The following is a 23,628-nucleotide window of genomic DNA, read 5'->3' as shown; positions in this document are numbered from 1 at the left end:
TTATGCCAAAGCCAGGATGGCAGCGGCCACGCCGGCGCCATAGGCTGGGTCAGCTTGAGTGCAGTGGCTTATATGGCGTTCCTGGACGTCTCTGGAAGCGCCCAAAATCGCGCGAGCGGTGTTTTCGAACAAGACTTGTTTCTGCTCATCGTTCATCAAGCGGAACAAGGCACCCGGTTGCGAGAAGTAGTCGGTATCTTCGCGATGATTCCAGTGATCAGCGGCACCTTCGATCGACAGCGGCGGCTCGCGGTAATCGGGCTGTTCTTGCCATTCGCCCTGTGTGTTGGGTTCATTCCCGGTGATGCGACCGTGGTTGCCATCCACACGCATTGCTCCGTCGCGGTGAAAACTGTGGAAAGGGCACTTGGGCGCATTCACCGGAATCTGGTGATGGTTGACACCCAAACGGTAGCGTTGCGCATCGCCATACGAGAACAGTCGGGCTTGCAGCATCTTGTCCGGTGAAAAGCTGATGCCCGGCACGACATTGGCTGGTGTGAATGCCGCCTGCTCCACTTCCGCGAAGAAGTTTTCAGGATTGCGGTTTAGTTCCAGGGTGCCAACCTCGATTAGCGGATAGTCGCCGTGCGGCCACACCTTGGTCAGGTCAAAGGGATTCAAGTGATACGTGGATGCCTCTTTTTCCGGCATGATCTGCACGTACATCGTCCAGCGCGGGAAGTCGTTTTTCTCGATGGCTTCGAACAGGTCGCGCTGCGAGCTTTCGCGATCGCGTCCCACGACCTGCGTAGCATCGGCATCGGTAAGGTTCTTGATGCCCTGCTGGGTTTTGAAGGTGAACTTGACCCAATAACGCTCGTTATTGGCGTTGATGAAGCTGAAGGTGTGGCTGCCGAACAGGTGCATGTTGCGAAAGCCCGTGGGAATGCCGCGGTCGCTCATGACGATGGTTACCTGGTGCAGCGCTTCTGGCAGGCCTGTCCAGAATTCCCAGTTGTTTTGCGCGCTGCGCATGCCGGTGCGCGGATCGCGCTTGACTGCGTGGTTCAAGTCAGGGAACTTCAATGGATCGCGGAAAAAGAACACCGGTGTATTGTTGCCAACCAGGTCCCAGTTTCCTTCCTCGGTATAAAATTTCATGGCAACGCCCCGGATGTCGCGCTCTGCGTCGGCGGCGCCACGTTCTCCCGCGACGGTGGAAAAGCGCATGAAGACGTCGGTCTGCTTGCCGATCTGTGAAAAGATCTTCGCGCGTGTGAACTGGCTGATGTCGCGGGTGACGGTAAAAGTTCCGTAGGCGCCGGCGCCTTTCGCGTGCATCCGGCGTTCCGGGATGACTTCGCGATCGAAGTGAGCCAGTTTTTCCAAGAGCCAGACATCCTGCAGAAGGGCGGGGCCGCGAGGACCTGCAGTCTGTATGTTTTGATTGTCGACGACCGGGGCGCCGGCGGCGGTGGTGAGCTTTGCCATTTTTTCCTTTTGCGATGCATGGGTGTAACGAATACAGACTTCAATGAGAACACGGATGCAGACGTGCCCCTTTGACGAATGTCGGATGAAACCCAGTGTAGGAGATGGCCGACGAAAGGTAAAATTGATTGATTGATTTAAATAAATAGTTAAATACTATCGACGTGTCCGGTGTGATCATGAAAATATGGACGGAATGGCGCTGATACCGTCTATGTCAAAACTTGCCAGTAAGCCCACCATCGACCACCAGTTCGGTTCCTGTTATATAGGACGCATCGTCAGAAGCCAGGAAGGCGATAGCATTCGCCACTTCCCAGGCAGTTCCCATGCGCTGCATGGGAACTTGCTGATTCCGCTTGCTGCGAACCTCATCGGGGTTGTTGTCGCTGGAAAACGCCGCGGAGACATTCTTCTGAACGCGGGGCGTGTCGATTAGACCAGGGACAACGGTATTGGCTCGTATGCCGCGACCGGCATATTCTTGGGCAATCATGCGCGTGAATTGAATGAGCGCCGCCTTGGTGACGCTGTAGGCCAGGTGTGGGTAACCGAGATAACGGATTCCCGCAACGGAGGAGATGGTGACGATGGCACCACCTCCGCGTTGCAGCATGCTTGGAATGATCAATTTTGAAGCAATGAGCAGACTTTGAACATTTACCTGATAAATGAGATCCATATCTGCGGTTTCTGTTTCGACAATACCGCCGATCTTTCCTATTCCCGCATTGGCAATATAAACGTCGATGCCTCCAAACTCGCTGATTGCACGTGCGACGGCTTGCTCTATGGAATGCTGGTCGGCCACATCGGCTTGGAGCGCCAGCGCTATACCACCGGTTTTTCGAATTTCTTCAGCCGATTCTTCCGCCGCTTGAAGATGCTTGTCCACAGCCACGATGCTTGCGCCCTGTCGGGCCAGCGTGACGCATGTGGCCTTGCCTATGCTCCAGCCAGGTGCGCTGCTTCCTGCGCCCGCCATGAATACGACTTTGTTGGCAAGTTTCATCACAATCTCCATTCCGTTTTCATGCTGCATTTCCAAGGCCGACCGTCATGCCGCCGCAAACATAAAGCACCTGGCCTGTGACGAATCCAGCGCGGTCGTCCAGGAAAAAGCAGGCGGCGTGGGCGACTTCGGCAGGTTCGCCCAAGCGCTTGACTGGAATGGCGTCCAGAATCCGTTGGGTTTGAGGCGCGTCAGGAGGGTTCACAGCAGTAAAAAGCTCGGTGGCAATCGGACCAGGACCGATGGCATTGACCGTGATGCCGCTGCCGGCAAATTCCAATGCCCAGGTCCGGGTCATGCCCAGGAGCCCCGCCTTGGATGCTGCATAGGCGGTCCGCTTTTCCTTGCCCAAGGCCGCGCGGCTGCTGATGTTGACGACACGGCCGAATTTTCTGGCCTTCATGGCCGGCAAAAATTGTTGCATGATGAGGATAGGAGCTTCGATATTGAGTTTGGCCACTTCGCGTACGTCGCTGATCGAGGTGCTTTCCAATAACGCGGGCTTGACCATGCCAGCATTGTTCACTACACGCAAGATCTCGTATTCTTGAGACAGGCGGTCAAGGGCATGCTCAAGAGCGCCCGTATCGAGCAGATCGATAGGAAAATGCTGCTCATTCAGGGAAAGTTGGCGTGGCGCCTGCCTATCCAGATTGAGGGTATGAAAGCCTTCGGCAGACAGCCGTTCAATGATGGCTTTACCAATTCCGCTCGAACCGCCGGTGACCAGAACAAAGTGTGGCATTTCTCTCCCTTTCGTTTTTGAATGCTTGTAAACCAGTCAGGTTGTGCTCTTCTTGACGTAGGGAATCGACTCGTCAATCGTTTCCCAAATGTAGCGCCCGGAAGGTATCCGCTGTTCTTCGGCGATATGGGACACCAGTCCGGCCGCGCGCGAAATGACGGCAAACCCACGCATAAGTTCGGTAGATACTCCTATTTCGCCCAACAGGGCGGCGACAGCACCCGTGGCGTTGATCGTAATGTGTTTACCGAACACCTCGTCGACAGCCTTGCCGAGCATAAGCAGGGCGTTGACATGCTCTTGGGACAATTCGGATTCTTTCTGCGCCAAGTGAACAAGCTTGAGCGAGCGTGGGTCGTCTGGCTTGTGCAGGTGATGTCCGAACCCGGGAAGATGTTGTTTATTTGACTTGTGTTGCTGCGCAATGTCCCTTGCCGTCTGCTCCGGGTTGGTTGATTCCAGGACTTTTTTCAGCAATTGCGAACAGTTTTCCATCGTTCCGACAAACTGGCTGCCCACGGCCAGAATTCCAGCGGACACAGCCCCCTGAAGATTTTCAGGCGCGCTCATGTAGATCAGCCGGGTTGCGATCGCGCTGGGCGTCAGGCCATGTTCCATCAAGGTGATCAGGACGGCATCCGTGATCCGCAAGTCGACCGCGCGCGGTGTGCGCCCCATGATTTGAGTAAACATGACGTCGGTGAAAGTGCGCTCACCAATCAGATCGTTGACGAGGTCTTTGTCGCGGTAGCTCATGCCGGTCAGGCTGTGCGCGCATAATTCGGTGGTCGGGGTGTGTTTCATCGAGTCTCCGTGCATGATCATTGAATGGCACTCAGGGTGCGGGATTGCGGGTTTAGTATGTGTTCTTTAATGGCTGTCTTCAGGACCTTCCCAACGGATGAGCGTGGCAGGCTGGTGTAAAAGTAGATGTTTTTCGGAGTCAGAACCGGTCCCAATTTTTCCCGTACAAACGCCTTGATCTCGTCGGGAGTCGCGGCAGTGCCCGGTTTGAGTTCAATGGCCGCATTGACCGTTTCGCCCCATTTATCGTCGGGCATTCCGAACACGGCGGCTTCATGTACTGCATCGTGCAGCGACAGCGCGTTTTCGACGTCGACGGGGTAGACATTGAAGCCGCCCGTTATGATCACATCGCGCAGACGTTCTTTCAGGAACAGGTAACCTTTATCGTCCAGGTAGCCCACATCGCCGGTATGCAGCCAGCCGCGCTTGATGGTCTCATTGGTTTTGTCCGGTAGATTCCAATAGCCTGTCATCACCAGATCGCCCTTGATAGCGACCTCACCCAGTTGCCCCGGCGGCAACTCATCGCCACCGGGGGACAGGATGGCAATTTCTGTCAGCCATGTCACGCGGCCAACCGATGCACGGTATGCGGGATCGGCGAGTTCATCTGGAGCGAGCAAGGTGGCAATTTGAGGGGCCTCCGTCTGGCCGTAAGTGGTCGCAACAACTGGGCCGAAGAAGGTTTGCGCATGGCTGATTTTCTCGGTGGGCATGGGGGCGCCGCCATAAATCATCAGACGTAGTGAATGAAAGTCGGCCGGGTTTACCTCTGGGGCTGCGATGAGCTTGTAGATCAAGGTCGGGGGCATGAACGTCATGGTTCCGCCCTGGCTCTTGAACGCATGGACAATGTCGCTGGCCGAATTGGAGGCGCATAGCAGCAAACAGCCTCCCTGAGCCAGCAGCGGCATGACATAGGTGCCCGTTCCATGGCTGATGGGCGCACAGATGACGAACTTGTCGTCGTGGGTGATCTTCCAGCCCACGATCTGATTGATGATACCGGCTACCCAGGCGCGATAAGGTTGCATCACACCTTTTGGAATACCCGTCGTGCCGCCGGTAAATTTGATTGCCTGGGTATCGTCACGTGACAGTTCGTGGCGCGTGGGCGAGGCGGCCCGGTACGTTTCGACCAGGCCAGCAAACTCGGAGAACGACAGCTTGGCGCTCGCATGACTGCTGATCAATTCGTCGCCGGTCTCGTCAACGATGATGACGCTGGGTTCGGTGGTGTCCAGGATACGCTTGATTTCAGACGAGGTACTGCGATAGTTCAGCGGTACCCAGATCTTTCCCGCCGCCAGGATGGCGAGCATGCCAACGATATAGTTCGCCGAGTTGGCCGCACAGAGGCCCACTCGTGATCCCGGCGAAGGATCACGGAACTGCAACGCTACGGCAAGAGCCCTTACCCTAGTCGCCAGTTCGCCATAGGTGATGCGGTCCTGCGGACTTTCAATGGCGATGCGATTCGCGTGTAATTGGGCTGCTCGATAAAAAAAGTCTATGGGAAACATGGTGGCGGGGCGCCTTATACAGGTAGGGGGTTCTTGGTGTTCGATCAGTTGGCCTTGATATTCGCCTTCTCGACGACAAGTGCCCATTTATCGACTTCGGATTGCGCGTATTGCCTGAAGCTCTCCGGTGAATTGGGTGGCGGAGGGGCCGTAAAACCGTTAGTTTGGTACGCTTTTATGACTTCCGGTTTTTTCAGTGCATCGTTCAATGCCTGGTTGAGCGTTTGTATGATGGAAGCCGGCGTGCCCGCCGGTGCATTGATACCGAACCATGACTGGACGAGGAAGTCCTTGACGCCTTTCTCCGCGAAGGTGGGGGTGTCCGGCAGGGCATCGACGCGATTCGCTGTAGTGGTGGCAATGGGTCGCAAGGTGCCTGCCTTGATATGTGCCAATGAAGAGGGCAAGTTGTCGAACATGGAATCGACCTGGCCGCCTAACAAGTCGGCAACGGCCGGACCACTACCACGATAGGGAACGTGGAGTATGTTGGTACCGGTCTGGATCTTGAACAGTTCACAAGACATATGGATAGACGATCCTATTCCGGACGACGCGCAGGTGAGGTCGCCAGGATTCTTCCTGGCGTAATCGATGTATTCGTCTACGGTCTTGAAGGGCCGCTTCGGATTGACGACCAGGACATTTGAAATTGTCGCCATCATGCCGACGGGTTCGAAGTCCTTCATGAAGTCGTAACGGAGGTCTTTGTACAGGGCCTTGTTGATGGTGTTGGCGATAGTACCCACATAGAGGGTGTAGCCATCGTTCTTCGCTCGGGAGACGTATTCCGCGCCGATATTGCTATTGGCTCCGGCCCGGTTTTCAACGATCACGGTTTGCTTGAGCTCTTCCGATATTGATTTGGCAATAAGGCGCGCAAGTATGTCGGTCGCGCCGCCTGCCGCGTAGCCAACCACCATAGTGATGGGACGTGCCGGATAATCTGTCTGGGCGATTGCCGACGACGCACCCAACATCATGGCAGGCATTGCGGCGCTGAAAATGCCTATATTGAGGAACAGCTTCTTCAATGCGAAGGTCATGGTTGTCTCCGTTTGTCTATAATTTGAACATCAGTGATGACTGCTGAGGTATCCTATACGCAGGGACGGAAAGGAACAAACAATTTTGTCCATAATTTGGACAAACGATTCGGATCGGATTATGAAAGAGACAGGGCCGAAAACGTTCAGGCGCGGACTTCAAATCATGGAGGTGCTGCGAACTGCCGGGGATGATGGATTGAGAATCACCGATATTGCCGCCATTACTGGAATTCAGCGCACCACGGTTTATCGCTTTCTTGACGTGCTGATCGCCCATGATTACGTGAAGCCGACAGCTGATATGCGTACCTTCGTCTTCAACCATTGCCGGTTTGCAGGCGGACCCACCATCGCACACAGTATTGACCGCTTGAAGCCCGTGCTTGCCCGTATCAGCGCCCAGACTGGCGATTCGTCGTTTCTGGTACGCCGTGAAAATGGCGACTCATTATGTGTGCACAGGGAACTCGGTTCCTATCCTGTGCAGGTGCTGTCCGTGACGATAGGGCACAAGCAGCCTATGGGCGTTGGCGCGGCGGGACTCGCCTTGCTGGCCAATTTGCCCAAAGAAGATATCCGCCAGATACTCGACCTCAATAGAAGCCGTCTGCCTACGTTTGGGGGCATGACCTGCGAGCAAATGGAAACCTTGATCCGATCGACGCTGGAGCGCGGATGGTCTGCCGTGGGAAATGCGGCAGTTCCGGGAGTATTGGGCGTCGGAGTCCCGATACCGCAGCGGTCGGGCCACCCCACCTTTGCAATCAGTGTGTCCAGCGTTATGGACCGCATGCCACTGAAGCGCCAACGCTTCATCGTCGAATTGATAAAGAAGGAGCTTGCATTAATAAGCTGAACCTGCGGTTGCCGCAGAACGAAAGGGGCGCCCGCAAGGCGCCCTTTCATTTCACGTCAACGAACGCGCCTAGCGCGCCCCTGCTGCCGTTTCCTTGTCGAGCTTGTGCATGATGTAGCGTTGTTGAGCGATGGAGACCGCGTTATTCACGCACCAGTAGAGCACCAGACCGGCAGGGAACAAGAACATCATGCCACCGAACACCAAAGGCATGATCATCATGATCTTGGCCTGGGTCGGATCGGGCGGCGTAGGATTGAGCTTGATCTGCAAGAACATGGTGGCCATCATGAATGCCGGCAGAATGAACCATGGGTCGCGGGCGGCCAAGTCGTGTATCCAGAGTATCCAGGGTGCTCCGCGCATTTCGACGCTACCCAGCAGCACCCAGTATAGTGAAATGAACACGGGAATCTGCACCACCATGGGCAAGCATCCCCCGAGCGGATTGATTTTCTCTGTCCGGTACATCTCCATCATGGCCGCGTTCAACTTGGCCTTGTCGTCGCCAAATTTCTCGCGCAAAGCCTGCATGCGTGGAGTTACCTGTTTCATTTTGGCCATGGAGCGATAGCTTGCCGCCGACAAAGGATAGAACACCAGCTTGATCAGCAGAGTAAGCGCGACGATGGTCCAGCCCCAGTTGCCGAGTATGGCATGCAGCCAAGTCATGATCTTGAACAGCGGCTTAGCAATGATGGTGAGCCAGCCATAGTCGACCACAAGCTCAAGGCCGGGGGCCAGCTCGCTCATGGCTTTTTGATCTTGCGGACCCACCCAAAGATCGGATTCGACGACCTTGTGTTGGCCTGGCTCGATCGTGCCTACTGATTCAATGCTGCGAATGGCATACAGGTTTTCGCTCAGCCGCAGTGCTTCGTTATGGCGAACCGCGGTCTCCGTAGGCACCCAGGCGGTGGCGAAGTAGTGCTGCACCATGCCTATCCAGCCGTTGTTGGCTTCCTTGGTGTAGCCGCTTTTGCCTTTATCGATGTCAGAGAATGAGACTTTCTGGAATTTTTCCTCAGCCGAGTAGAGCGCTGGACCGGTAAAGGTGCTGTAGAACGACGAGGTATCCGGGGGATCATTGCCGTCTCGTACCAGTTGCAAATACAAGGCGGGGGTGACGGGTTTGGTATCCAGGTTGTAGATGTCGTGCTTGACGTGAATATCGTAGCGGCCTTCATGCAAGGTGTAGGTCTTGACGACCCTGACACCATCGGATTCAGATTCGAAAACCACATTCAGCGCGTCACCGACAGTATCTTTCGAGACCAGCTTGAACGGTGTCAGGTGCGTGGGATAGCTGGCGCCAGCGGGGGCGCCGATAACGCCAGACTGGGCCAGGTAGACCAAGGAAGCGGAGTTGTCCAGGAGCACCATGGGGTCGCTGGAACCTTCGAAGCCCGTGTACTTCAGCAGCTCGGCCTTGACCAGCTGCGCGCCCATCGTATCGAAGGTGAGATCGAATACGTCGGTTTTCACGTTGACCTGCTCGGACGTGCTGGCCGGCTTGCCAGGGCCGCCTGGGACCGCTGTATCGGTCGCTGCGACCGGGGCGCCGGGCGTTCCGGCAGGTGCCGTGGGAACGCTGGTGTCCGCAGGCGCGGCAGGTGTCGGCGCCTGTCCAGTCGTTTGAGTGGCTGGTGGAGTGCCGCCGAACAATGAAGGCTTGCCGTTATGGACTTGCCAGTTGTTCCACAACAGCAAGAGCGAGAAGGAAAATATCATCCAGAGGATGGTGCGTCGGATATCCATAGCGCCTGTTTCAAGTCAAAGCTGAGCAAAGCCCAACAGTTTAACGTAGCTCAGCTGAATCGCAGATGAGCAGAAGATAGTTCGGAAAAGTTTCGGCAGGAGGGCAGTTTAAGGCAACTTGCCACTGCCGCCGGAATCTTTTTTCGGTTCTGGTACCGGGTCATAGCCGCCATGGCACCATGGATGGCAGCGCACAATACGCCGAGTTCCCAGCCAAAGCCCTTTAAGGGGACCATGTGTCTCGATCGCCTCGATTGTGTAGTTGGAACAGGTGGGCGTAAAGCGACAGCTTCGGCCAACCCAGGGGCTGAGGAAATACCGGTAGAACCGGATGGGTGCGATAAGCAGTGCCTTGATCATCTCATGGCGCGGTTCAACAGGGCGTCGATTTCGCTACGGACCAATGCCTTGAGTTCGGTCAGCGTAAACGGCCCGACTTTGGAATGCAGGCGAAACACCAGGTCGCGCGCCGGAAGCTCATGCCTTTTCTGCCGGAACGCTTCCCGTATGACCCGTTTGATGGCGTTTCGGGTGACAGACTTCGCCGCATAGCGCTTGGCAATGACGAGCCCCAGCCTGGCGCAGATCGGCTCTGAACCTTCAGGTAGATCGCGCGGCGTAGTTACAACGAACAACGCCCCTCTGGCAAGTCGTTTGCCTCTAAGGGCAGACGCGTATTCCGAGGGGCGATGCAGGCGTGCCGCAGCAGGAAATGTGGCGCGCATAAAAGCAGGCGCCTGCCGTAGCTATCGGCTGGCGCAAGGGCTTTTATTGGCTATACGGCCAGGCGCTTGCGGCCTTTGGCACGACGCGCATTGATAACGGCACGGCCGCCACGCGTTTTCATGCGGACGCGAAATCCGTGGGTACGCTTGCGACGGGTGACGGAAGGTTGGAAGGTGCGTTTCATTGGGGATCCAAAATAAAAGAGCTACCTGAAACTGCCACAAGGTTAGTCTGTGACATCGGTTGCAGGTGTTAAAAATTCGTGTAAAGCTCACCATTTCATCAAATTTTGATAGTTTAGTCAAATGGTTAGCACAAGTACTAGCCAGGAATCTTGTCGCACCTTGTGGATAACTAGGGTCTCAACAGGGTAGAATCGAGGTTTACAGAAGTGGTGGACATGAAAGATTTCTGGCAGACCTGCGTCCAGCGTCTGGAGCAGGACCTACCTTCACAGCAGATTAGTGCCTGGATACGCCCATTGGTTCCCCTTGCTTTCGACGAAGCTCAAGCGGTGCTTCGAGTCTCTGCGCCCAACCGATTCAAGCTGGACTGGGTGCGAAAGAACTTTGCGCACCAAATCGAAACGCTTGCCACCGAATGGTACGAACGCCCGGTACAGGTTGTCTTTGAACTCGCGGGCGCGGGGGCATCGCCCGCGCCCGCTCGCAGCGGCCCCGCTGCACGCCTGGGCGCAGGGCCAGAACCAGGGCCAGACGACGCAAGCGGTCAGGCCGCGCCAGCCGCGCCGGCCGCCACAAGAGTCAACTCTGGCGCCAGTGCCGCCGCAGTGGAACTTGCGCACGATCGCTCGCGCTTGAACACCGACCTGACTTTCGACAACTTCGTCACGGGAAAAGCCAATCAGTTGGCCAGGGCCGCTGCGCTCCAGGTGGCCGAGAACCCCGGCGTTTCGTACAACCCCCTGTTCCTGTATGGCGGGGTCGGGCTGGGCAAGACGCACCTTATCCATGCCATTGGAAATGCCTTGCTGGCGAGCGGCAAAGGAGCCCGGATCCGATACGTGCACGCCGACCAATATGTGTCGGACGTGGTCAAGGCCTATCAACGCAAGGCGTTCGATGAATTCAAGCGCTATTACCATTCGCTCGATCTGTTGCTGATCGACGACATACAATTCTTTGCAGGCAAGAACCGCACCCAGGAAGAATTCTTCTATGCGTTCGAGGCCATGGTCGCGCAGCGCAAGCAGATCATCATCACCTCCGATACGTATCCCAAGGAACTTGCCAATATTGACAGCCGGCTCATCTCCCGCTTCGATTCGGGCCTTACCGTAGCCATCGAACCTCCGGAACTGGAAATGCGTGTGGCCATCCTGCTGCGCAAAGCCCAGACCGAAGGCGTGACCATGCCAGAAGAAGTCGCGTTCTTTATCGCAAAGCACTTGCGCAGCAATGTGCGCGAACTCGAAGGTGCGTTGCGCAAGGTATCGGCCTATGCTCGCTTTCATGGGCGCGAAGTCCTTACGGTCGATGTCTGTAAAGACGCCCTCAAAGATTTGCTGTCGGTGTCCAACGGACAAATCACAGTCGAGAATATCCAGAAGACGGTCGCCGATTTCTACAAGATAAAAGTGGCCGACATGTATTCCAAGCGTCGCCCTGCCAATATTGCAATGCCGCGCCAGGTGGCCATGTATCTGGCTAAAGAATTAACTCAAAAGAGCCTGCCGGAAATCGGCGATTTATTCGGCGGGCGCGATCACACCACCGTGCTCCATGCGGTGCGGAAAATTGCCGACGCAAGGTCCAAGCAGACCGAGCTCAATCATGCTCTTCACGTACTAGAACAAACCTTAAAAGGATAACCATGCAACTCGTACAAGCGACTCGTGATGCATTGCTCAAACCGTTATCGACGGTGGCTGGAATTGTCGAGCGCAGGAATACTTTGCCCATCCTGGCAAATATCCTGTTGCGAAAGGAAGGCAAGAGCGTCGCATTCATTGCCACTGATCTCGAGGTTCAAATTACCACGCATGCCGAGTTCGGTATCGGTGATGAAAACGAGTCCACGACGGTTGCCGCACGCAAGCTGCTTGACATACTTCGGGCGCTGCCTGATACGGGTGATGTGAAGCTTGGGCTGGCCAGTGCGAAGTTGTCGGTGCAAAGCGGTAAAAGCCGGTTTGCCTTGCAAACCATGGGCGCCGCTGAATTCCCCACGCTGGCTCAGCCGGAACAGTGGGATATTTCTTTTACATTGCCGCAGAAAACGCTGAAGCATTTATTCAACATGGTGCATTTCGCCATGGCCCAGCAGGACATCCGGTATTACCTTAATGGTTTGTTGTTCGTGTTCGAGCCCGGCTTTGTGCGTGCCGTAGCGACCGACGGTCACCGCCTGGCACATAGCGGCGCGGTCGTCGAAGGCATCGCTTCCAAGCACGACGTCATCGTGCCGCGCAAGACGGTGCTTGAAATGCAGCGTCTGCTCACCGATACCGACGAACCGGTGTCCATCGACGTTGCAACTGGCCAGATTCGTTTCCGCTTCGGCGATGTCGAATTGGTATCGAAGCTGGTCGAAGGAAAATTCCCCGACTTCACGCGGGTGATTCCCAGCAACTACACGCGCCATTTTTCCATCAGCCGCGAACTATTGCAGGGCAGCCTCCAGCGCGCCGCCATTCTGACGACCGACAAGCTGAAAGGCGTCCGCCTGCAGCTGTCCAATAACCAGCTCAAGGTTTCTTCCACCAACGCGGAACAGGAAGAAGCTCAGGAAGAACTCGATATCGACTACAGCCACGAGCCACTGGATGTTGGTTTCAATGTCAGCTACCTGCTCGACGTTCTGGCTAATGTCAAAACCGAAACCATTCAGTGGTCGGTCCAGCCCGACGTCAATGCATCGGCGTTGATTACATGTCCTGACGACGAGCAGTTCAAGTATGTCGTCATGCCAATGCGCATTTAGATTCCCTGAATTTACGTCGCAGGAAGTGTGCCCGGGCGAGCCAGCCCGGCACACTTCAACAGCCGCAAGGCTTACATAAAGGTTTTCACAAACTATGTCAGATCTACCCACGAATGTTGCCGTTGACGGATACGGCGCCGACTCGATCAAGATGCTCAAGGGGCTTGAAGCAGTTCGCAAGCGACCCGGCATGTACATTGGCGATACCTCCGACGGAACAGGACTCCACCACATGGTGTTCGAAGTGGTCGATAACGCCATCGATGAAGCGCTGGCCGGCCATTGCGATGATATCGTCGTCACCATACACGCTGACAACAGTATATCGGTCGCCGATAATGGACGCGGTATCCCGACCGACATTCATAAGGACGACGAATTCCACCGTAGCGCCGCTGAAATCGTCATGACCGAACTGCATGCCGGCGGCAAGTTTGACCACAACTCGTACAAGGTTTCGGGCGGTCTGCATGGCGTGGGCGTGTCGTGTGTGAATGCCTTGTCCGAGTGGTTAAAGCTGAGCATTGCGCGCAATGGCGAAATGCACGAAATGGAGTTCAACCGCGGCGCGCGGGTCGAGCCGTTGAAGCTTACCGGCAAGACCGACCAAAAGGGCACGCGGGTACAGTTCCTGGCCGACACCCAGATCTTCGAGAACATCGAATACCATTACGAAATCCTGGCCAAGCGCCTGCGCGAACTGTCATTCCTGAACAATGGCGTGAAAATCCGCCTCATCGACGAGCGCAACGGCAAAGAAGAAAATTTTGCCTTCCTGGGCGGCGTAAAAGGTTTCGTCGAATACATCAACCGCACGAAAACGGTGTTGCATGCCAATGTGTTCTCGGTAAGCACTGAATCTACCGTTGGCGAGACCACCGTCGGGGTGGATGTGGCGATGCAATGGAACGACAGTTACACCGAAACCGTGCTGTGCTTTACCAACAACATTCCCCAGCGCGACGGTGGCTCGCACCTGACAGGCTTGCGCGCTGCCATGACACGCGTCCTGAACAAGTACATTACCGATAACGACATGGCCAAGAAGGCCAAAGTCGATACCACTGGCGACGACATGCGCGAAGGCTTGGCCTGCGTATTGTCGGTGAAAGTTCCCGATCCCAAGTTCAGCAGCCAGACCAAGGACAAGCTGGTGTCCAGCGAAGTCCGCCCCGCCGTGGAAGAGGCCGTAGCCCGTACGCTGGAAACGTGGCTGCTCGAGAATCCCACCGACGCCAAGGCCTTGTGCAACAAGATCATCGACGCGGCGCGCGCGCGCGATGCGGCCCGCAAGGCCCGCGAGATGACACGCCGAAAAAGTGTGCTGGAAGGCGCCGGATTGCCCGGCAAGCTGGCAGACTGCCAGGAAAAAGACCCCGCCTTGTGCGAAATTTACATTGTCGAGGGTGACTCCGCAGGCGGTTCGGCCAAGCAAGGCCGCGACCGCAAATTCCAGGCTATTCTGCCCTTGCGCGGCAAAGTCCTTAACGTCGAAAAGGCGCGCTTCGATCGCCTGATCACCAGCGAGCAGATCACCACGTTGATTACCGCGCTGGGCACCAGCATTGGTCCCGATTTCAACATCGACAAGCTGCGCTATCACCGCATCATCATCATGACCGATGCCGACGTCGATGGCGCCCACATTCGCACGCTGTTATTGACGCTGTTGTATCGCCAGATGCCCGAATTAGTAGACCGGGGCCACATCTATATTGCCCAACCCCCCTTGTACAAGGTCAAGGTCGGCCGTGAAGAGCGTTACCTGAAAGACGACGCGGAAGAAGCCCAGTTCATGCTGCAGGTGGCGCTGAAAGACGCGGTGCTGATCCCCAAGGATGGCGCCAACCCGATCAGCGGCGACGCGCTGGCTGAACTGGCCCGTCAGTACATCATGGCCGATGGCGTCATCAGTCGCCTCACCAAGCACATCGACATGGCGTCGCTGTCGGCCATGGCTGAAGGCGTGGAGATCAACCTGGACAGCGCTGAACAGGCCGCCGCTTCCGCCCAGCGTCTGCAGGATGCGATTGAAGATCCTTCGATTCCAAACGGCGTGAACGTCATTGTGGACGAGAACGATGAGGGCGACTCCTGGCGCCTCGTCGTCAACCGCATGCATCACGGCAACGTGCGCGTCAGCATCTTCGATCGTACCTTTGTGCGCGGCGCCGACTATGCCATTCTTTCCAAAGCCGCCAAGACCTTCCTTGGCCTGATGGGCACCGGCGCGCTGGTGGCACGTGGTGAAGGCGAGAAGCGTCGTGAAAAATATGTTTCCGACTTCCGTGAAGCCATGCAGTGGTTGCGCGGCGAAGCCGATCGCAGCATCAGCAAGCAGCGCTACAAGGGCCTCGGCGAAATGAACCCCAGCCAGCTATGGGAAACTACCATGGACCCCAAAGTGCGCCGCTTGTTGCGGGTGCAGGTAGAGGACGCCATTGCGGCCGATGAAGTGTTTACGACGCTTATGGGTGATAACGTGGAACCGCGCAGGGCGTTTATTGAGGAGCATGCGCTGCAGGCCAGCAATATTGATGTTTGATGGTGTTGTAGAAACACCCATAAGGTGAGAATCTGACGGCCATAACCTGAGAAGGCTATGGTCCTCTTGCTTCTAATAGATTGATTTAATGGGTGCGGAAGTAGACTCGAAATTGAAAGCATAAGAGGGTAGGTTTTTGTCGTTTTTATGTATAGCTCATGTGATACTCCCTTCGTGGAGTACCCCAACAAAAAAAGCGACCCCGATGAGTCGCTTTTCCTGAAAATGCCAAACCACGCCTATTTAGGCGCTGTCTTCCTTTGACTTCCGATTGTGAAGTGGGGAAAAACTCAAGAATCGGTCAATGAACTGATCTACCTCTTGAACTCCACAATGCCTTGCGTACACGGCCAACCCAAAAAGCTGTATTACTCCAATCACGATTGGTCCCGACCAATTTGATATGGTTGTGAAAAGATAACCATCAACTAACACGGTGATGATTGCGACAAACAGGAATCTTTCCTCTCGCCGCCTATCTTTTTCGTATTGTAAGTCTTCGCCCAGTTGCTCAAGCGCCTGAGCATTATTTCTGCCTACTTGAGCATCATCTTCAAGCCAGTCTTCTGGGACTTCCGGGAAGTCAGGAACATACTCTTCTTGATCCGTCATGCCTTTGCGTTCGCTGTTTTTGCTTTTTGAGCCTTCGCGCGAGATTTGTTTTCTTCTATGACTGACTCATGAGGAATGGTTATTCCTCTGACGCCAGGATGATAGTGCTTGTGCCAAGCACTGTGCTTATCATGCACGTACTCTACCAATCTAAAAGGTTGGACAGACGACAACTCCTTGGCCGCCTTGGCGATAAAATCCGCGACCTCTGTGTCGTCAATTTCTTCGACACCATGAAAGACGTTCTTTATCGGGCTGCTGCCAAAGGCTGACACGCGGTGGTATAGGCTAGGGAGGACAGGGCCATAATCCCAGGCTTCAAAATCGCCTCCGGAAATTAGTCTTTTGCCTTCGTTTTTTCCTGCATAAACCATCTGCGCGATGTACAAAATTTTCTGCAACTGGAGATTCGTAAGCTTCCAGCCAGAGGCTTCGCAAGCATGCTTTGCTGCCTGTAATGCAGTCACGCTCATTTTTGCCTCCCTATGAAATGTTACAAAATCAAACTGCTGCGCCAGTGGAATTTACTCCATTCACTCGCGTAAAGCAATGTATTACTGTATATAAAGACAGTTTAAAACTGGAAAAGTTCCAGGCTTTCCTGTTCCCAAAAAATGACGAAAAGGAAATATTTAAATGGAGGCGGAAGTAGGCTCGAAATACAAGTAGCCAGTCTATGCTAGCTATGCGTATAGCTTCCTTTTATTTTGTAGTGAGTTGTAGTATCATAAAGCGTCGGTTATATTCAATGTAACAAATTTCAAAATTCTCATATGGCTACCAACAACACAACACTTGCAGACTTCATTTGGAAAAACGCGGATGACCTTTGGGGCGACTTCCAGCATGTCGATTTCGGCAAAATCATCTTGCCATTTACCCTTTTGCGGCGTCTGGAATGCGTGTTGGAGTCGACCCGTGAAAAGGTGCTGAGCACGATGAAGGCGATGCAGGATCGCCCCATCGACTTGGATATCGTTCTGCCACAGATCACAGGTTTCTCGTTTTACAACTCGTCCGAATACAGTCTGGCTACGTTGGGGGCGACGCGCACCCGTCAGAATCTGGAGGACTACATTGCCAAGTTCTCAGGCAATGCCCGGGTGATTTTCGAACAGTTCGACTTCACCAATACGCTGGCCCGGATGGACCGCGCCGGCGTTCTGTATCGCATCTGCCAGAACTTTGCAGCCATCGATCTTCACCCATCGACAGTGCCTGACCGGGTGATGAGTAACGTGTATGAACACTTGATCCGTCGTTTTGGGTCGGAAGTCAATGAGGCGGCTGGACAGCAAGTCGGCCAAACGAGCACTGGCTCGCTGGATGGCCTTGCATCCGACAAACGTCACCCAAAAGGTGGAATTCATCATTCAGCACTTCTCGGCCAATGTCATGCATCTGCTCGATGGTAAAGCCAAGGCCATGGTGGTGACCAGCTCCCGTGCCGCTGCCGTGCGTTACAAGAAGGGATTTGATGCGTACCTTCAAAAGCATCCCGAACACAAAGGCATCCGGGCGCTAGTAGCCTTCTCAGGAAAGATTACAGGCAGCCAAATCATGCATGCGGATGATGCCCAGGCGGGTGAGGAGTTCATCATTGATGAGGGCGATGAATTCACTGAAATCTCTATGAATCCTGATGCTAAGAGCCCGGACCTGCGCATTGCCTTTGATCGACCGGAGTTTCGCGTCATGATCGTGGCCGACAAATTCCAGACTGGGTTTGATCAGCCCAAGCTCGTATCGATGTATAACGACAAGAAGATCGCCAATGAGGTGGAGATCGTTCAAACCTATTCGCGTTTGAACCGTACTGCGCCCGGGAAAGACGTCACCTTCATCATCGACTTTGCTAACGATCCAGAGGTGATTCGAGCCGCGTTTGCCAAGTATGATGCCGGCGCTCAAATCCATGAAATACAGGATCCCAACGTTATTTACACCATTAAGGGACGCCTGGACGAAGCAGGCTTCTATGATGAGTCTGATGTCGAAGCCTTCCAGGTTGCACGGTTCAAGAGCATTCAAGCACTCATCGAAACGGATTCATCCTCTCATAAGGCGCTTTACGCTGCTACGCAGGCGCCCACAGATGCTTTCAACGATGCGATGAAGGTTACGCGCGAAGCGATAGAGGCGGCGGATCTTGCTTTCGACAAGGCTCAGAAGTTGGGTAATGAAGCGGGCATGAAGCAGGCAGACTTTGAACGCAAGGAGGCTGCGCAGGCCTTACAGCAGCTCCTGGGGTTTAAAACGGATCTCGCCAAATTCGTGCGTACGTACCACTACGTTGCGCAGCTCATCGAGCTAGGCGATCCTGATCTTGAGGGCTTCGCTGCGTTCGCCAAGCTGTTGTCCAAGCGCCTGGACGGTGTGGCGCCTGAGGCGGTTGACCTGCAAGGGCTCTTGTTGACTGGCTTTGACATCAAAGCCAGAGAGGACAACCAAGCAGAAGGCGAGGAGCCAGAAGTGCTCAATCCGATGGGGGCGGGTGGTGGTAAGGGCCCGGTTGGCATGCCCGTCTACATTGCGGAAATCGTCGAAAAGCTGAACGCTCTGTTTGGCGAGGCTACACCTCTCAAGGACCGGGCTGCGTTTGCGGATCAGACTTTGTCTATTCTGTCTGAAAACGCCCTGGTCATGGCTCAGGTGGAGAACAATGCCAAGGATCAAGCGCTGAAGGGGAATCTGCCAGGTGCGGTTATGAACGCCGTCGTGCGCGCAATGACATCCCATAGCGGGATCGCGGAGCTCTTGCTCAAGGACCCACAGACGATGCAGGCCTATACGAGCTTCCTTTTCGATCTCCTGAAGGAAGGCAAGCGTATCGATATGGACCTTTTGGAGTCTAGCTGATCGTCGGACGCTTGAAGTTCTAATGATCAGAAAGGGGCTTGCCCCTTTCTCGACTGGTTGATTGAAGCAAGATGAAAAAACGCCCAACCATTACAAAGGAAGCGATCTGGGCCGCCGCAGATCAGATCGAAGCCTCCGGCGCTTACGCGAGTCAAGCGGCGATACGTACAGTCCTGGGCGGGGGTAGCTACACGACCATTACGGCGGCAATGGAGGAGCGCAAGCGACTTCCTCGCACAGACGTCAAGACATTTTCCGCACCCATGCCAAAGGCTCTGTCCGAGCGATTTGGGGTTTTGGGAGAGGAGGTTTGGGCACTAGCACTGGTGCATGCCCATGAGCGGTGGCGTCAACGTGTACAGGAGCTTGAAGAGGCGTTAACAGCAGCAGAGGATCAGATTGCTAGCCTGGGCGATGAGATCAAAAGGCTTAAAAAAGATGCGTGAATTGGATTAAACCAGACCTAATCTGACGATAGGCCTAGCGCTATGAAGCGGCACTCGGCCGACGGGCACACTTAACGGAGCGTGTTGGCAAGAAGAATGCTCTTCAACGCTTCCACGACAACGATGTTATTAATGCGACTAAAGCCGAAAGCGAAGTTGCCCTGCTCTTTCACAAAGGACTTGAGCCAGGATTCGCCATTGAGTGGCGGCATGGGGTCGAGGAGTTGGCCATCTGTGCCGATAACTCGGCTCTTGAATAAAGGCTTGTCTGAAGGTTCGACAGAGCCGATCACAAAAGTCGCACGCAAATAGTATTTGCGCGGACTACCTTCCCCAGCAATGAGCCAGATACGGCTCCCCTTGATGTTCACAGTCGGTTTTTTTGTATAGATAGCAAGCTTGTCAATATCGATGGCTGGGTAGCCCATCTTTTCAGCTTTGTGATAAACGATGTAATTATGCATATCTGTATGAAGCGCATCCACTACCGGAATGCAGGTTTCTTGTGTGGAATGTATGAGCCATGCTCGTTATATTTTCGGCCTGAATCCCAGTCAGGGCCAACCTCAAACATCGATGGCTCCAAATACAGTAGGACAAGCGCTGTACCCGCTGTGCTAACAAGGCATTGTTCTTGAACCTCATACTCGCCAGCGTCATTGTTTATGAACCAGACATCAGCCGGTTGTTTTCTCAATCCAATGGCGCAGGGATATCTTCAAGGCGGGGGAGATTAAGGCGAGCTCGATCGACCATCTCCATGCTGTGTTGGTGCGCAAGGTCAAGTCCGTGGATACGTCAGATGAGGAGCTTGTGTTTTGGTCAGACTTCATGAGCCGGCGCTGGGGTAGCAACTCGGCGATCCAGTCTGTCATGCAGGCTGCTCAGCGTGGCGAGCTTCGTGCTGTCATTAAAGGGTCAACCATCGGAAAGATGGGGTTTCTGCGCTCAGAGGTGGCTCAATATTTTGGGTTGCCTGTGCTGGAGTCAGGTATGTCCCTGAAGGACCTGTCTAAGATGACAGGCTGGAAACAAGAAAACCTGAGGCACTGGATCAATGCGGGGCTGATGCAAACCGTGGAGGTCAAGCTACCAGGGCAGCAGCGTGACGTCATCCTTCCAGAGCAACTGTTGGCGTTCAGGCAAACGTATGTACCCCTAGCAGATTTGGCAAAAGCCCTGAACACCAAAGCTTCAGCTCTTGCGCGAAATTTGGGTGACGCGGTGGAAGTGATCGGTGCTTTAACCCTTCCAAACGGTTTGCGTCGGGGCGGGCTGCTACGGGTGTCTGACCTGGGACGGCTGGTGGTGGCGCAGGCCAAGGCGAGCCGGAGGTGATCACCCATCCTGAAGATCCCGGACGAGCCCTTCATCAGGGCTCTTTTTGATCCTGGAATTTCATATTCTGGTAAGAAGCTTCATGGGTGACAGGATGAGACAGTGAATTTTGATGACATTCACCTTCAGAATCTGAGCGACGCCTTTTAGAATAAGGCCTTCACCCCAAGGGGCGTCGGAATACAGAAAATTTGATCGGCTAATGGGAGTCCCTTGGAAAGGTGCTTTCCAGGCAAGGATCATAGGTCAGGCTGGGAGAGGATTCTCAGCTTATGAGCGCAACGGCGCCCATTCATGGTTCTCAGAATACTGTAAGTCATTGTTTTTAAAGAGTGAGAATTCTCACCTTATGGGTGTCTCTACAGGTGTAGGATCCCGTGGAAGTTTAGATTTTTCCCAAGTTTTTTAAATGTAACAGAGGAGGCTGCCGTGAGGTGGCCTTTTTTGTGGGACTTTGGGATCTTGTTGAATGGGACGGCGTCGAGATACGGAATCGGCCAGCGCGAGTTTGTTGCCAGCCGATATCCCGCTCGACCATCACTGGGTTCCTTGGAGTTATCGAACCACCGACCTACTCAGCCACCGTATCTCTTGCCTAGATCGCTGAACACTTTTGCTAAGTCGTCAGAGTCGATTGGCCAGATTTCCTCGGTTTGAGCAGGCATCCTCTCCGCTAGGAAGTAAGCCAGCAGTACGGCCGGCTGGTTGAAGAAGTGCCGCTGCCTATTCTGCTCTTTGATGTTGTCGAATACGTAGCTCTTGTCCTTCAGGAAGGCTTCAAGTTGCGATATTGCATCTTCCGGTAGAAGGTCCATGAACGCATCTATCACAAGCTGATTGGATCGCTCCTGACCAGGCTCCAACCCCGTGCCACTCTTATAGGCCCCGTTCAAGTAGTCTAAAAGCTGCCGTTGCGGCTCGCTGGCTGTTGCCAGATCCCTCAGTCTTGGGGCTGGTTATCGGTTCTCATAAGATGCATGCTTGGAATGTCGGCAAACTGGGGTAGCAAGTCACGTATGCAACATACATTACGTAACATAACTATACATTGCCTTGATGGTTACCTCTTTTCGAATAGACCACAGTGTCCGTGACTTGGCTTGTCTCTGGTGCGGAGGAACCTTGGAAAAAAAAACGAACGACCGAAATGGGTCGAGTTCAGCCCATCAAGCATTGACTACAATCGGCCTAGAGCTGACGGTCGATGTTGCTCCTCGGACCGGTCAGCCCGCCGTAAATATTCGCTGTTCGAGTCAAAGCGCCTGCCTTCAGGCCGCGATTACCATGGGGCGAGAGTACCTTGGTCGCCCACATGAACCATGAGGTTGGGAGGTCTCCGTTGCCTGAGAAATTGGATCAAGAAACCTGGGTCAGCCTGCTCAAGGAAGCGACGCTGAGCATTGGGGGAGCGATGGCATGGCATTGGTTCTCTTATCACTTCTCCATGCTGCCTCCTCACCCTTTGGGTCGCAGCATCGTCGACGCATGTGCCGACTGCGAGAAGAAGCTGCCAGGCCTTGGCTTCCAGTTCATCAAGGACATCGCTGCCATATGCGGCAAGGAGAAGCACGAGCCTCATTACGACCAGATCCTGCAAAAGCTGGCGGAACTGCTGGTGCTGCGGAAACTGCTGACGCTGGACTGGCCCGCAGGCACTACGTTCCAGCACGAGCCGGCGGTATCGGCGGCCGGAAAGCGCCCGGAGCTTCGAATCGTCACGCCTGACAGGGGCTTCCTCTTTGAGGTGAAGACTCCATCACTGCTGGAGCACATTCGCGCCCGGCGAACCAACTCGTTCCAAGTCGCCGGCCGCGCACTACCGATGGCCCAAGTGGCGAAGCTGAAAGGCGATGGGGGGCTCACACTGCCGCGAGACAACCCGGTCAAGGATTTCTTACTTGATGCGGATAAGAAGTTCGCCCAGTTCAAGGCAGTTCAGACAGATACGTCCGTGCTCGTTATCGTGTGGGACGACTTCATTTACGAGCCGATCACAGTGTTGAAGCACGAACAGTGCGGACTCCTCACTGCGAACTCGTACCTGAAGGATTCAACGGGAGCGGCGATCCAGTTCGCGCACGTCGACGCGGTCGTAGTGGTGCGGCACCTGACCTATCTCTACAGGGCGGCTGGTGACCAGCCGCTCCGAGAGAGAGCACATGCGCTTGATTTTGGCGACGAGTATGCGCTTCCGAACGTCTTCATCCCCATCAGCGACGCAGGACTTGTGCCCGATCGCATCCGACAGGGGCTGCGTGCGGTCAGTTGGGACGATCCCATGCTTCAGAGAGCTGCCGACTACCGGCCGAAGGACATTGTTATCTGGGCGTAAGGCTTTGCCGAGGCGGTGAGGTCCTAGCGCCCGGAGGGGTTCTAAGCCGCGAACCCATGAGCGGAGCGCTGATCACCGCAGCACGTAGGAATGTCCGCTTTCCAACATGACCGAGATCCGCTTTGGGTCGGTTTCAGCCATTAGGGAGATGGTCCTCCGGATCGCAGATGGGTAGATGCGCCTACCCGCAGGGGTACGCCGCTTTGACTGCCGGAGGAAGAGACATTCACCGGCTTACTTAGCGGATAAACGACAAAAATTGCACTTTCTTAGTGAGCGAGCGACAATTCGGTACTCGCAGCGCTAGTTTCTTAGTGAATTTGAGTAAATCCAGGTGGCCTAGCGCGACTCGGGAAGGACTAAATCTAAGTGACTATACGACGAGAATGCCAATTTCTTAGCGTTACAGCGACATGCAATACAACCTTCTTAGTGAAACGACGACCTTCTCATGAAATCCAACCGCCTCTCCGCCCCGACTGAAGAACTGTTCTTCGCGTCCTCGTTGTCAGCTGCGGCCGCTCGAAACTTGCAGCGGCAAGCTGCGGCGGGAGGACTCATCCGCGTGTATAAAGGTGTTTACGCGCCCCCTGCGTCCGACGAGGAGCTAGCGGCGGTCGTGCGGCGGAACTGGCAGCGGGTT

The 23,628-nt window shown here is 54.7% G+C and carries 23 protein-coding genes; 9 read left to right on the top strand and 14 right to left on the bottom strand.

From position 1 onward, the window contains the following. The 6 genes from CR155_RS01350 to CR155_RS01325 form a co-directional block, all read right to left on the bottom strand. Complete coding sequence (locus CR155_RS01350; RefSeq protein ID WP_102068210.1) at positions 1-1,434, bottom strand: catalase; 1,434 nt, start codon at positions 1,432-1,434, stop codon at positions 1-3. Between the two features lie 217 nt (positions 1,435-1,651). Beyond that, positions 1,652-2,446 carry an SDR family NAD(P)-dependent oxidoreductase gene (locus CR155_RS01345; protein ID WP_102068405.1) on the bottom strand — a complete coding sequence of 265 codons (795 nt, stop codon included), beginning with the start codon at positions 2,444-2,446 and terminating at the stop codon, positions 1,652-1,654. 19 nt (positions 2,447-2,465) lie between these two features. Then, positions 2,466-3,191: an SDR family oxidoreductase gene (locus CR155_RS01340; RefSeq protein WP_102068209.1), complete on the bottom strand. Its 726-nt coding sequence runs from the start codon at positions 3,189-3,191 to the stop codon at positions 2,466-2,468. Between the two features lie 36 nt (positions 3,192-3,227). Continuing rightward, entirely contained in the window at positions 3,228-3,995 is a 768-nt protein-coding gene (locus CR155_RS01335) for a citryl-CoA lyase (RefSeq protein WP_102068208.1), read from the bottom strand. 17 nt (positions 3,996-4,012) lie between these two features. Further along, positions 4,013-5,521 (bottom strand): class I adenylate-forming enzyme family protein, encoded by a 1,509-nt coding sequence (locus CR155_RS01330; RefSeq protein ID WP_102068207.1) that lies wholly within the window; start codon positions 5,519-5,521, stop codon positions 4,013-4,015. Between the two features lie 44 nt (positions 5,522-5,565). After that, on the bottom strand, positions 5,566-6,567 hold the full coding sequence (locus CR155_RS01325; RefSeq protein ID WP_102068206.1) for a Bug family tripartite tricarboxylate transporter substrate binding protein: 1,002 nt from the start codon (positions 6,565-6,567) through the stop codon (positions 5,566-5,568). 121 nt (positions 6,568-6,688) lie between these two features. On the opposite strand from CR155_RS01325, the gene CR155_RS01320 reads away from it, so the two are divergent. Further along, positions 6,689-7,426 (top strand): IclR family transcriptional regulator, encoded by a 738-nt coding sequence (locus tag CR155_RS01320; RefSeq protein WP_102068205.1) that lies wholly within the window; start codon positions 6,689-6,691, stop codon positions 7,424-7,426. Positions 7,427-7,495: 69 nt separating this feature from the next. Here the strand turns inward: CR155_RS01320 and yidC are convergent, their stop codons facing one another. The 4 genes from yidC to rpmH all read right to left on the bottom strand — a co-directional run bounded on the left by yidC (position 7,496) and on the right by rpmH (position 10,094). After that, complete coding sequence (gene yidC / locus CR155_RS01315; protein ID WP_102068204.1) at positions 7,496-9,184, bottom strand: membrane protein insertase YidC; 1,689 nt, start codon at positions 9,182-9,184, stop codon at positions 7,496-7,498. A gap of 108 nt (positions 9,185-9,292) precedes the next feature. Further along, positions 9,293-9,544: a membrane protein insertion efficiency factor YidD gene (gene yidD, locus CR155_RS01310; protein WP_102068203.1), complete on the bottom strand. Its 252-nt coding sequence runs from the start codon at positions 9,542-9,544 to the stop codon at positions 9,293-9,295. After that, entirely contained in the window at positions 9,541-9,909 is a 369-nt protein-coding gene (gene rnpA, locus CR155_RS01305; RefSeq protein WP_102068202.1) for a ribonuclease P protein component, read from the bottom strand. Before rnpA ends, yidD begins: the two co-directional genes overlap by 4 nt. A 50-nt stretch (positions 9,910-9,959) precedes the next feature. Continuing rightward, positions 9,960-10,094, bottom strand: coding sequence for a 50S ribosomal protein L34 (rpmH, locus tag CR155_RS01300; protein WP_023951589.1), 135 nt, complete (start codon positions 10,092-10,094; stop codon positions 9,960-9,962). A gap of 216 nt (positions 10,095-10,310) precedes the next feature. On the opposite strand from rpmH, the gene dnaA reads away from it, so the two are divergent. From dnaA to gyrB, 3 genes are all read left to right on the top strand, one after another. Then, complete coding sequence (gene dnaA / locus CR155_RS01295) at positions 10,311-11,741, top strand: chromosomal replication initiator protein DnaA (protein ID WP_102068201.1); 1,431 nt, start codon at positions 10,311-10,313, stop codon at positions 11,739-11,741. A 2-nt stretch (positions 11,742-11,743) separates the two neighbouring features. After that, complete coding sequence (gene dnaN / locus CR155_RS01290; protein WP_102068200.1) at positions 11,744-12,853, top strand: DNA polymerase III subunit beta; 1,110 nt, start codon at positions 11,744-11,746, stop codon at positions 12,851-12,853. A 94-nt stretch (positions 12,854-12,947) separates the two neighbouring features. Further along, positions 12,948-15,398 carry a DNA topoisomerase (ATP-hydrolyzing) subunit B gene (gene gyrB, locus CR155_RS01285; protein WP_102068199.1) on the top strand — a complete coding sequence of 817 codons (2,451 nt, stop codon included), beginning with the start codon at positions 12,948-12,950 and terminating at the stop codon, positions 15,396-15,398. A 243-nt stretch (positions 15,399-15,641) separates the two neighbouring features. Here gyrB and CR155_RS01280 read toward each other — a convergent pair whose 3' ends face one another. Further along, the gene (locus tag CR155_RS01280) at positions 15,642-16,010 is read right to left on the bottom strand and encodes a hypothetical protein (protein ID WP_102068198.1); all 369 of its coding nucleotides are present in this window, start codon (positions 16,008-16,010) and stop codon (positions 15,642-15,644) included. Beyond that, positions 16,007-16,483, bottom strand: coding sequence for a Panacea domain-containing protein (locus CR155_RS01275; protein WP_102068197.1), 477 nt, complete (start codon positions 16,481-16,483; stop codon positions 16,007-16,009). The genes CR155_RS01280 and CR155_RS01275 overlap by 4 nt, the downstream gene beginning before the upstream one ends. A gap of 300 nt (positions 16,484-16,783) precedes the next feature. On the opposite strand from CR155_RS01275, the gene CR155_RS01270 reads away from it, so the two are divergent. The 3 genes from CR155_RS01270 (at position 16,784) to CR155_RS01260 (ending at position 19,315) form a co-directional block, all read left to right on the top strand. Next, on the top strand, positions 16,784-17,425 hold the full coding sequence (locus tag CR155_RS01270) for a type I restriction-modification system subunit M N-terminal domain-containing protein (RefSeq protein ID WP_199171642.1): 642 nt from the start codon (positions 16,784-16,786) through the stop codon (positions 17,423-17,425). After that, positions 17,337-18,869 carry a type I restriction enzyme subunit R domain-containing protein gene (locus CR155_RS01265; protein ID WP_158238224.1) on the top strand — a complete coding sequence of 511 codons (1,533 nt, stop codon included), beginning with the start codon at positions 17,337-17,339 and terminating at the stop codon, positions 18,867-18,869. Before CR155_RS01270 ends, CR155_RS01265 begins: the two co-directional genes overlap by 89 nt. Positions 18,870-18,940: 71 nt before the next feature. Beyond that, positions 18,941-19,315, top strand: a complete 375-nt coding sequence (locus CR155_RS01260) for a DNA-binding protein (RefSeq protein ID WP_102068195.1) — start codon at positions 18,941-18,943, stop codon at positions 19,313-19,315. Positions 19,316-19,386: 71 nt separating this feature from the next. Here the strand turns inward: CR155_RS01260 and CR155_RS01255 are convergent, their stop codons facing one another. Beyond that, complete coding sequence (locus CR155_RS01255) at positions 19,387-19,779, bottom strand: hypothetical protein (RefSeq protein WP_143705167.1); 393 nt, start codon at positions 19,777-19,779, stop codon at positions 19,387-19,389. Between the two features lie 325 nt (positions 19,780-20,104). Between CR155_RS01255 and CR155_RS01250 the strand changes: the two genes are divergently transcribed. After that, positions 20,105-20,653 (top strand): hypothetical protein, encoded by a 549-nt coding sequence (locus CR155_RS01250; protein WP_143705166.1) that lies wholly within the window; start codon positions 20,105-20,107, stop codon positions 20,651-20,653. A gap of 575 nt (positions 20,654-21,228) precedes the next feature. On the opposite strand, the gene CR155_RS01245 is transcribed toward CR155_RS01250, so the two are convergent. Continuing rightward, the gene (locus tag CR155_RS01245) at positions 21,229-21,468 is read right to left on the bottom strand and encodes a hypothetical protein (RefSeq protein ID WP_102068192.1); all 240 of its coding nucleotides are present in this window, start codon (positions 21,466-21,468) and stop codon (positions 21,229-21,231) included. A 524-nt stretch (positions 21,469-21,992) separates the two neighbouring features. Here CR155_RS01245 and CR155_RS01240 point away from each other — a divergent pair. Continuing rightward, positions 21,993-22,985 (top strand): hypothetical protein, encoded by a 993-nt coding sequence (locus tag CR155_RS01240; protein ID WP_143705165.1) that lies wholly within the window; start codon positions 21,993-21,995, stop codon positions 22,983-22,985. Positions 22,986-23,628: the final 643 nt, after the last annotated feature.

This window comes from Pollutimonas nitritireducens (assembly GCF_002849615.1).
Taxonomy (GTDB): Bacteria; Pseudomonadota; Gammaproteobacteria; order Burkholderiales; family Burkholderiaceae_B; genus Pollutimonas; species Pollutimonas nitritireducens.
Note: the sequence above shows the minus strand (reverse complement) of the source record. Positions and strands in the feature narration are given on the sequence as shown.

Coding starts and splice junctions, on each gene's coding strand:
- CR155_RS01265 (WP_158238224.1), top strand. CDS start 17,337: ATGGCCTTGCATCCGACAAACGTCACCCAAAAGGTGGAATTCATCATT.
- CR155_RS01325 (WP_102068206.1), bottom strand. CDS start 6,567: ATGACCTTCGCATTGAAGAAGCTGTTCCTCAATATAGGCATTTTCAGC.
- CR155_RS01345 (WP_102068405.1), bottom strand. CDS start 2,446: ATGAAACTTGCCAACAAAGTCGTATTCATGGCGGGCGCAGGAAGCAGC.
- CR155_RS01245 (WP_102068192.1), bottom strand. CDS start 21,468: ATGGACCTTCTACCGGAAGATGCAATATCGCAACTTGAAGCCTTCCTG.
- CR155_RS01280 (WP_102068198.1), bottom strand. CDS start 16,010: ATGACGGATCAAGAAGAGTATGTTCCTGACTTCCCGGAAGTCCCAGAA.
- CR155_RS01270 (WP_199171642.1), top strand. CDS start 16,784: ATGGCTACCAACAACACAACACTTGCAGACTTCATTTGGAAAAACGCG.
- CR155_RS01260 (WP_102068195.1), top strand. CDS start 18,941: ATGAAAAAACGCCCAACCATTACAAAGGAAGCGATCTGGGCCGCCGCA.
- CR155_RS01320 (WP_102068205.1), top strand. CDS start 6,689: ATGAAAGAGACAGGGCCGAAAACGTTCAGGCGCGGACTTCAAATCATG.
- gyrB (WP_102068199.1), top strand. CDS start 12,948: ATGTCAGATCTACCCACGAATGTTGCCGTTGACGGATACGGCGCCGAC.
- CR155_RS01330 (WP_102068207.1), bottom strand. CDS start 5,521: ATGTTTCCCATAGACTTTTTTTATCGAGCAGCCCAATTACACGCGAAT.
- dnaA (WP_102068201.1), top strand. CDS start 10,311: ATGAAAGATTTCTGGCAGACCTGCGTCCAGCGTCTGGAGCAGGACCTA.
- CR155_RS01275 (WP_102068197.1), bottom strand. CDS start 16,483: ATGAGCGTGACTGCATTACAGGCAGCAAAGCATGCTTGCGAAGCCTCT.
- CR155_RS01340 (WP_102068209.1), bottom strand. CDS start 3,191: ATGCCACACTTTGTTCTGGTCACCGGCGGTTCGAGCGGAATTGGTAAA.
- CR155_RS01255 (WP_143705167.1), bottom strand. CDS start 19,779: ATGCATAATTACATCGTTTATCACAAAGCTGAAAAGATGGGCTACCCA.
- CR155_RS01350 (WP_102068210.1), bottom strand. CDS start 1,434: ATGGCAAAGCTCACCACCGCCGCCGGCGCCCCGGTCGTCGACAATCAA.
- yidD (WP_102068203.1), bottom strand. CDS start 9,544: ATGATCAAGGCACTGCTTATCGCACCCATCCGGTTCTACCGGTATTTC.
- rpmH (WP_023951589.1), bottom strand. CDS start 10,094: ATGAAACGCACCTTCCAACCTTCCGTCACCCGTCGCAAGCGTACCCAC.
- CR155_RS01335 (WP_102068208.1), bottom strand. CDS start 3,995: ATGAAACACACCCCGACCACCGAATTATGCGCGCACAGCCTGACCGGC.
- dnaN (WP_102068200.1), top strand. CDS start 11,744: ATGCAACTCGTACAAGCGACTCGTGATGCATTGCTCAAACCGTTATCG.
- rnpA (WP_102068202.1), bottom strand. CDS start 9,909: ATGCGCGCCACATTTCCTGCTGCGGCACGCCTGCATCGCCCCTCGGAA.
- yidC (WP_102068204.1), bottom strand. CDS start 9,184: ATGGATATCCGACGCACCATCCTCTGGATGATATTTTCCTTCTCGCTC.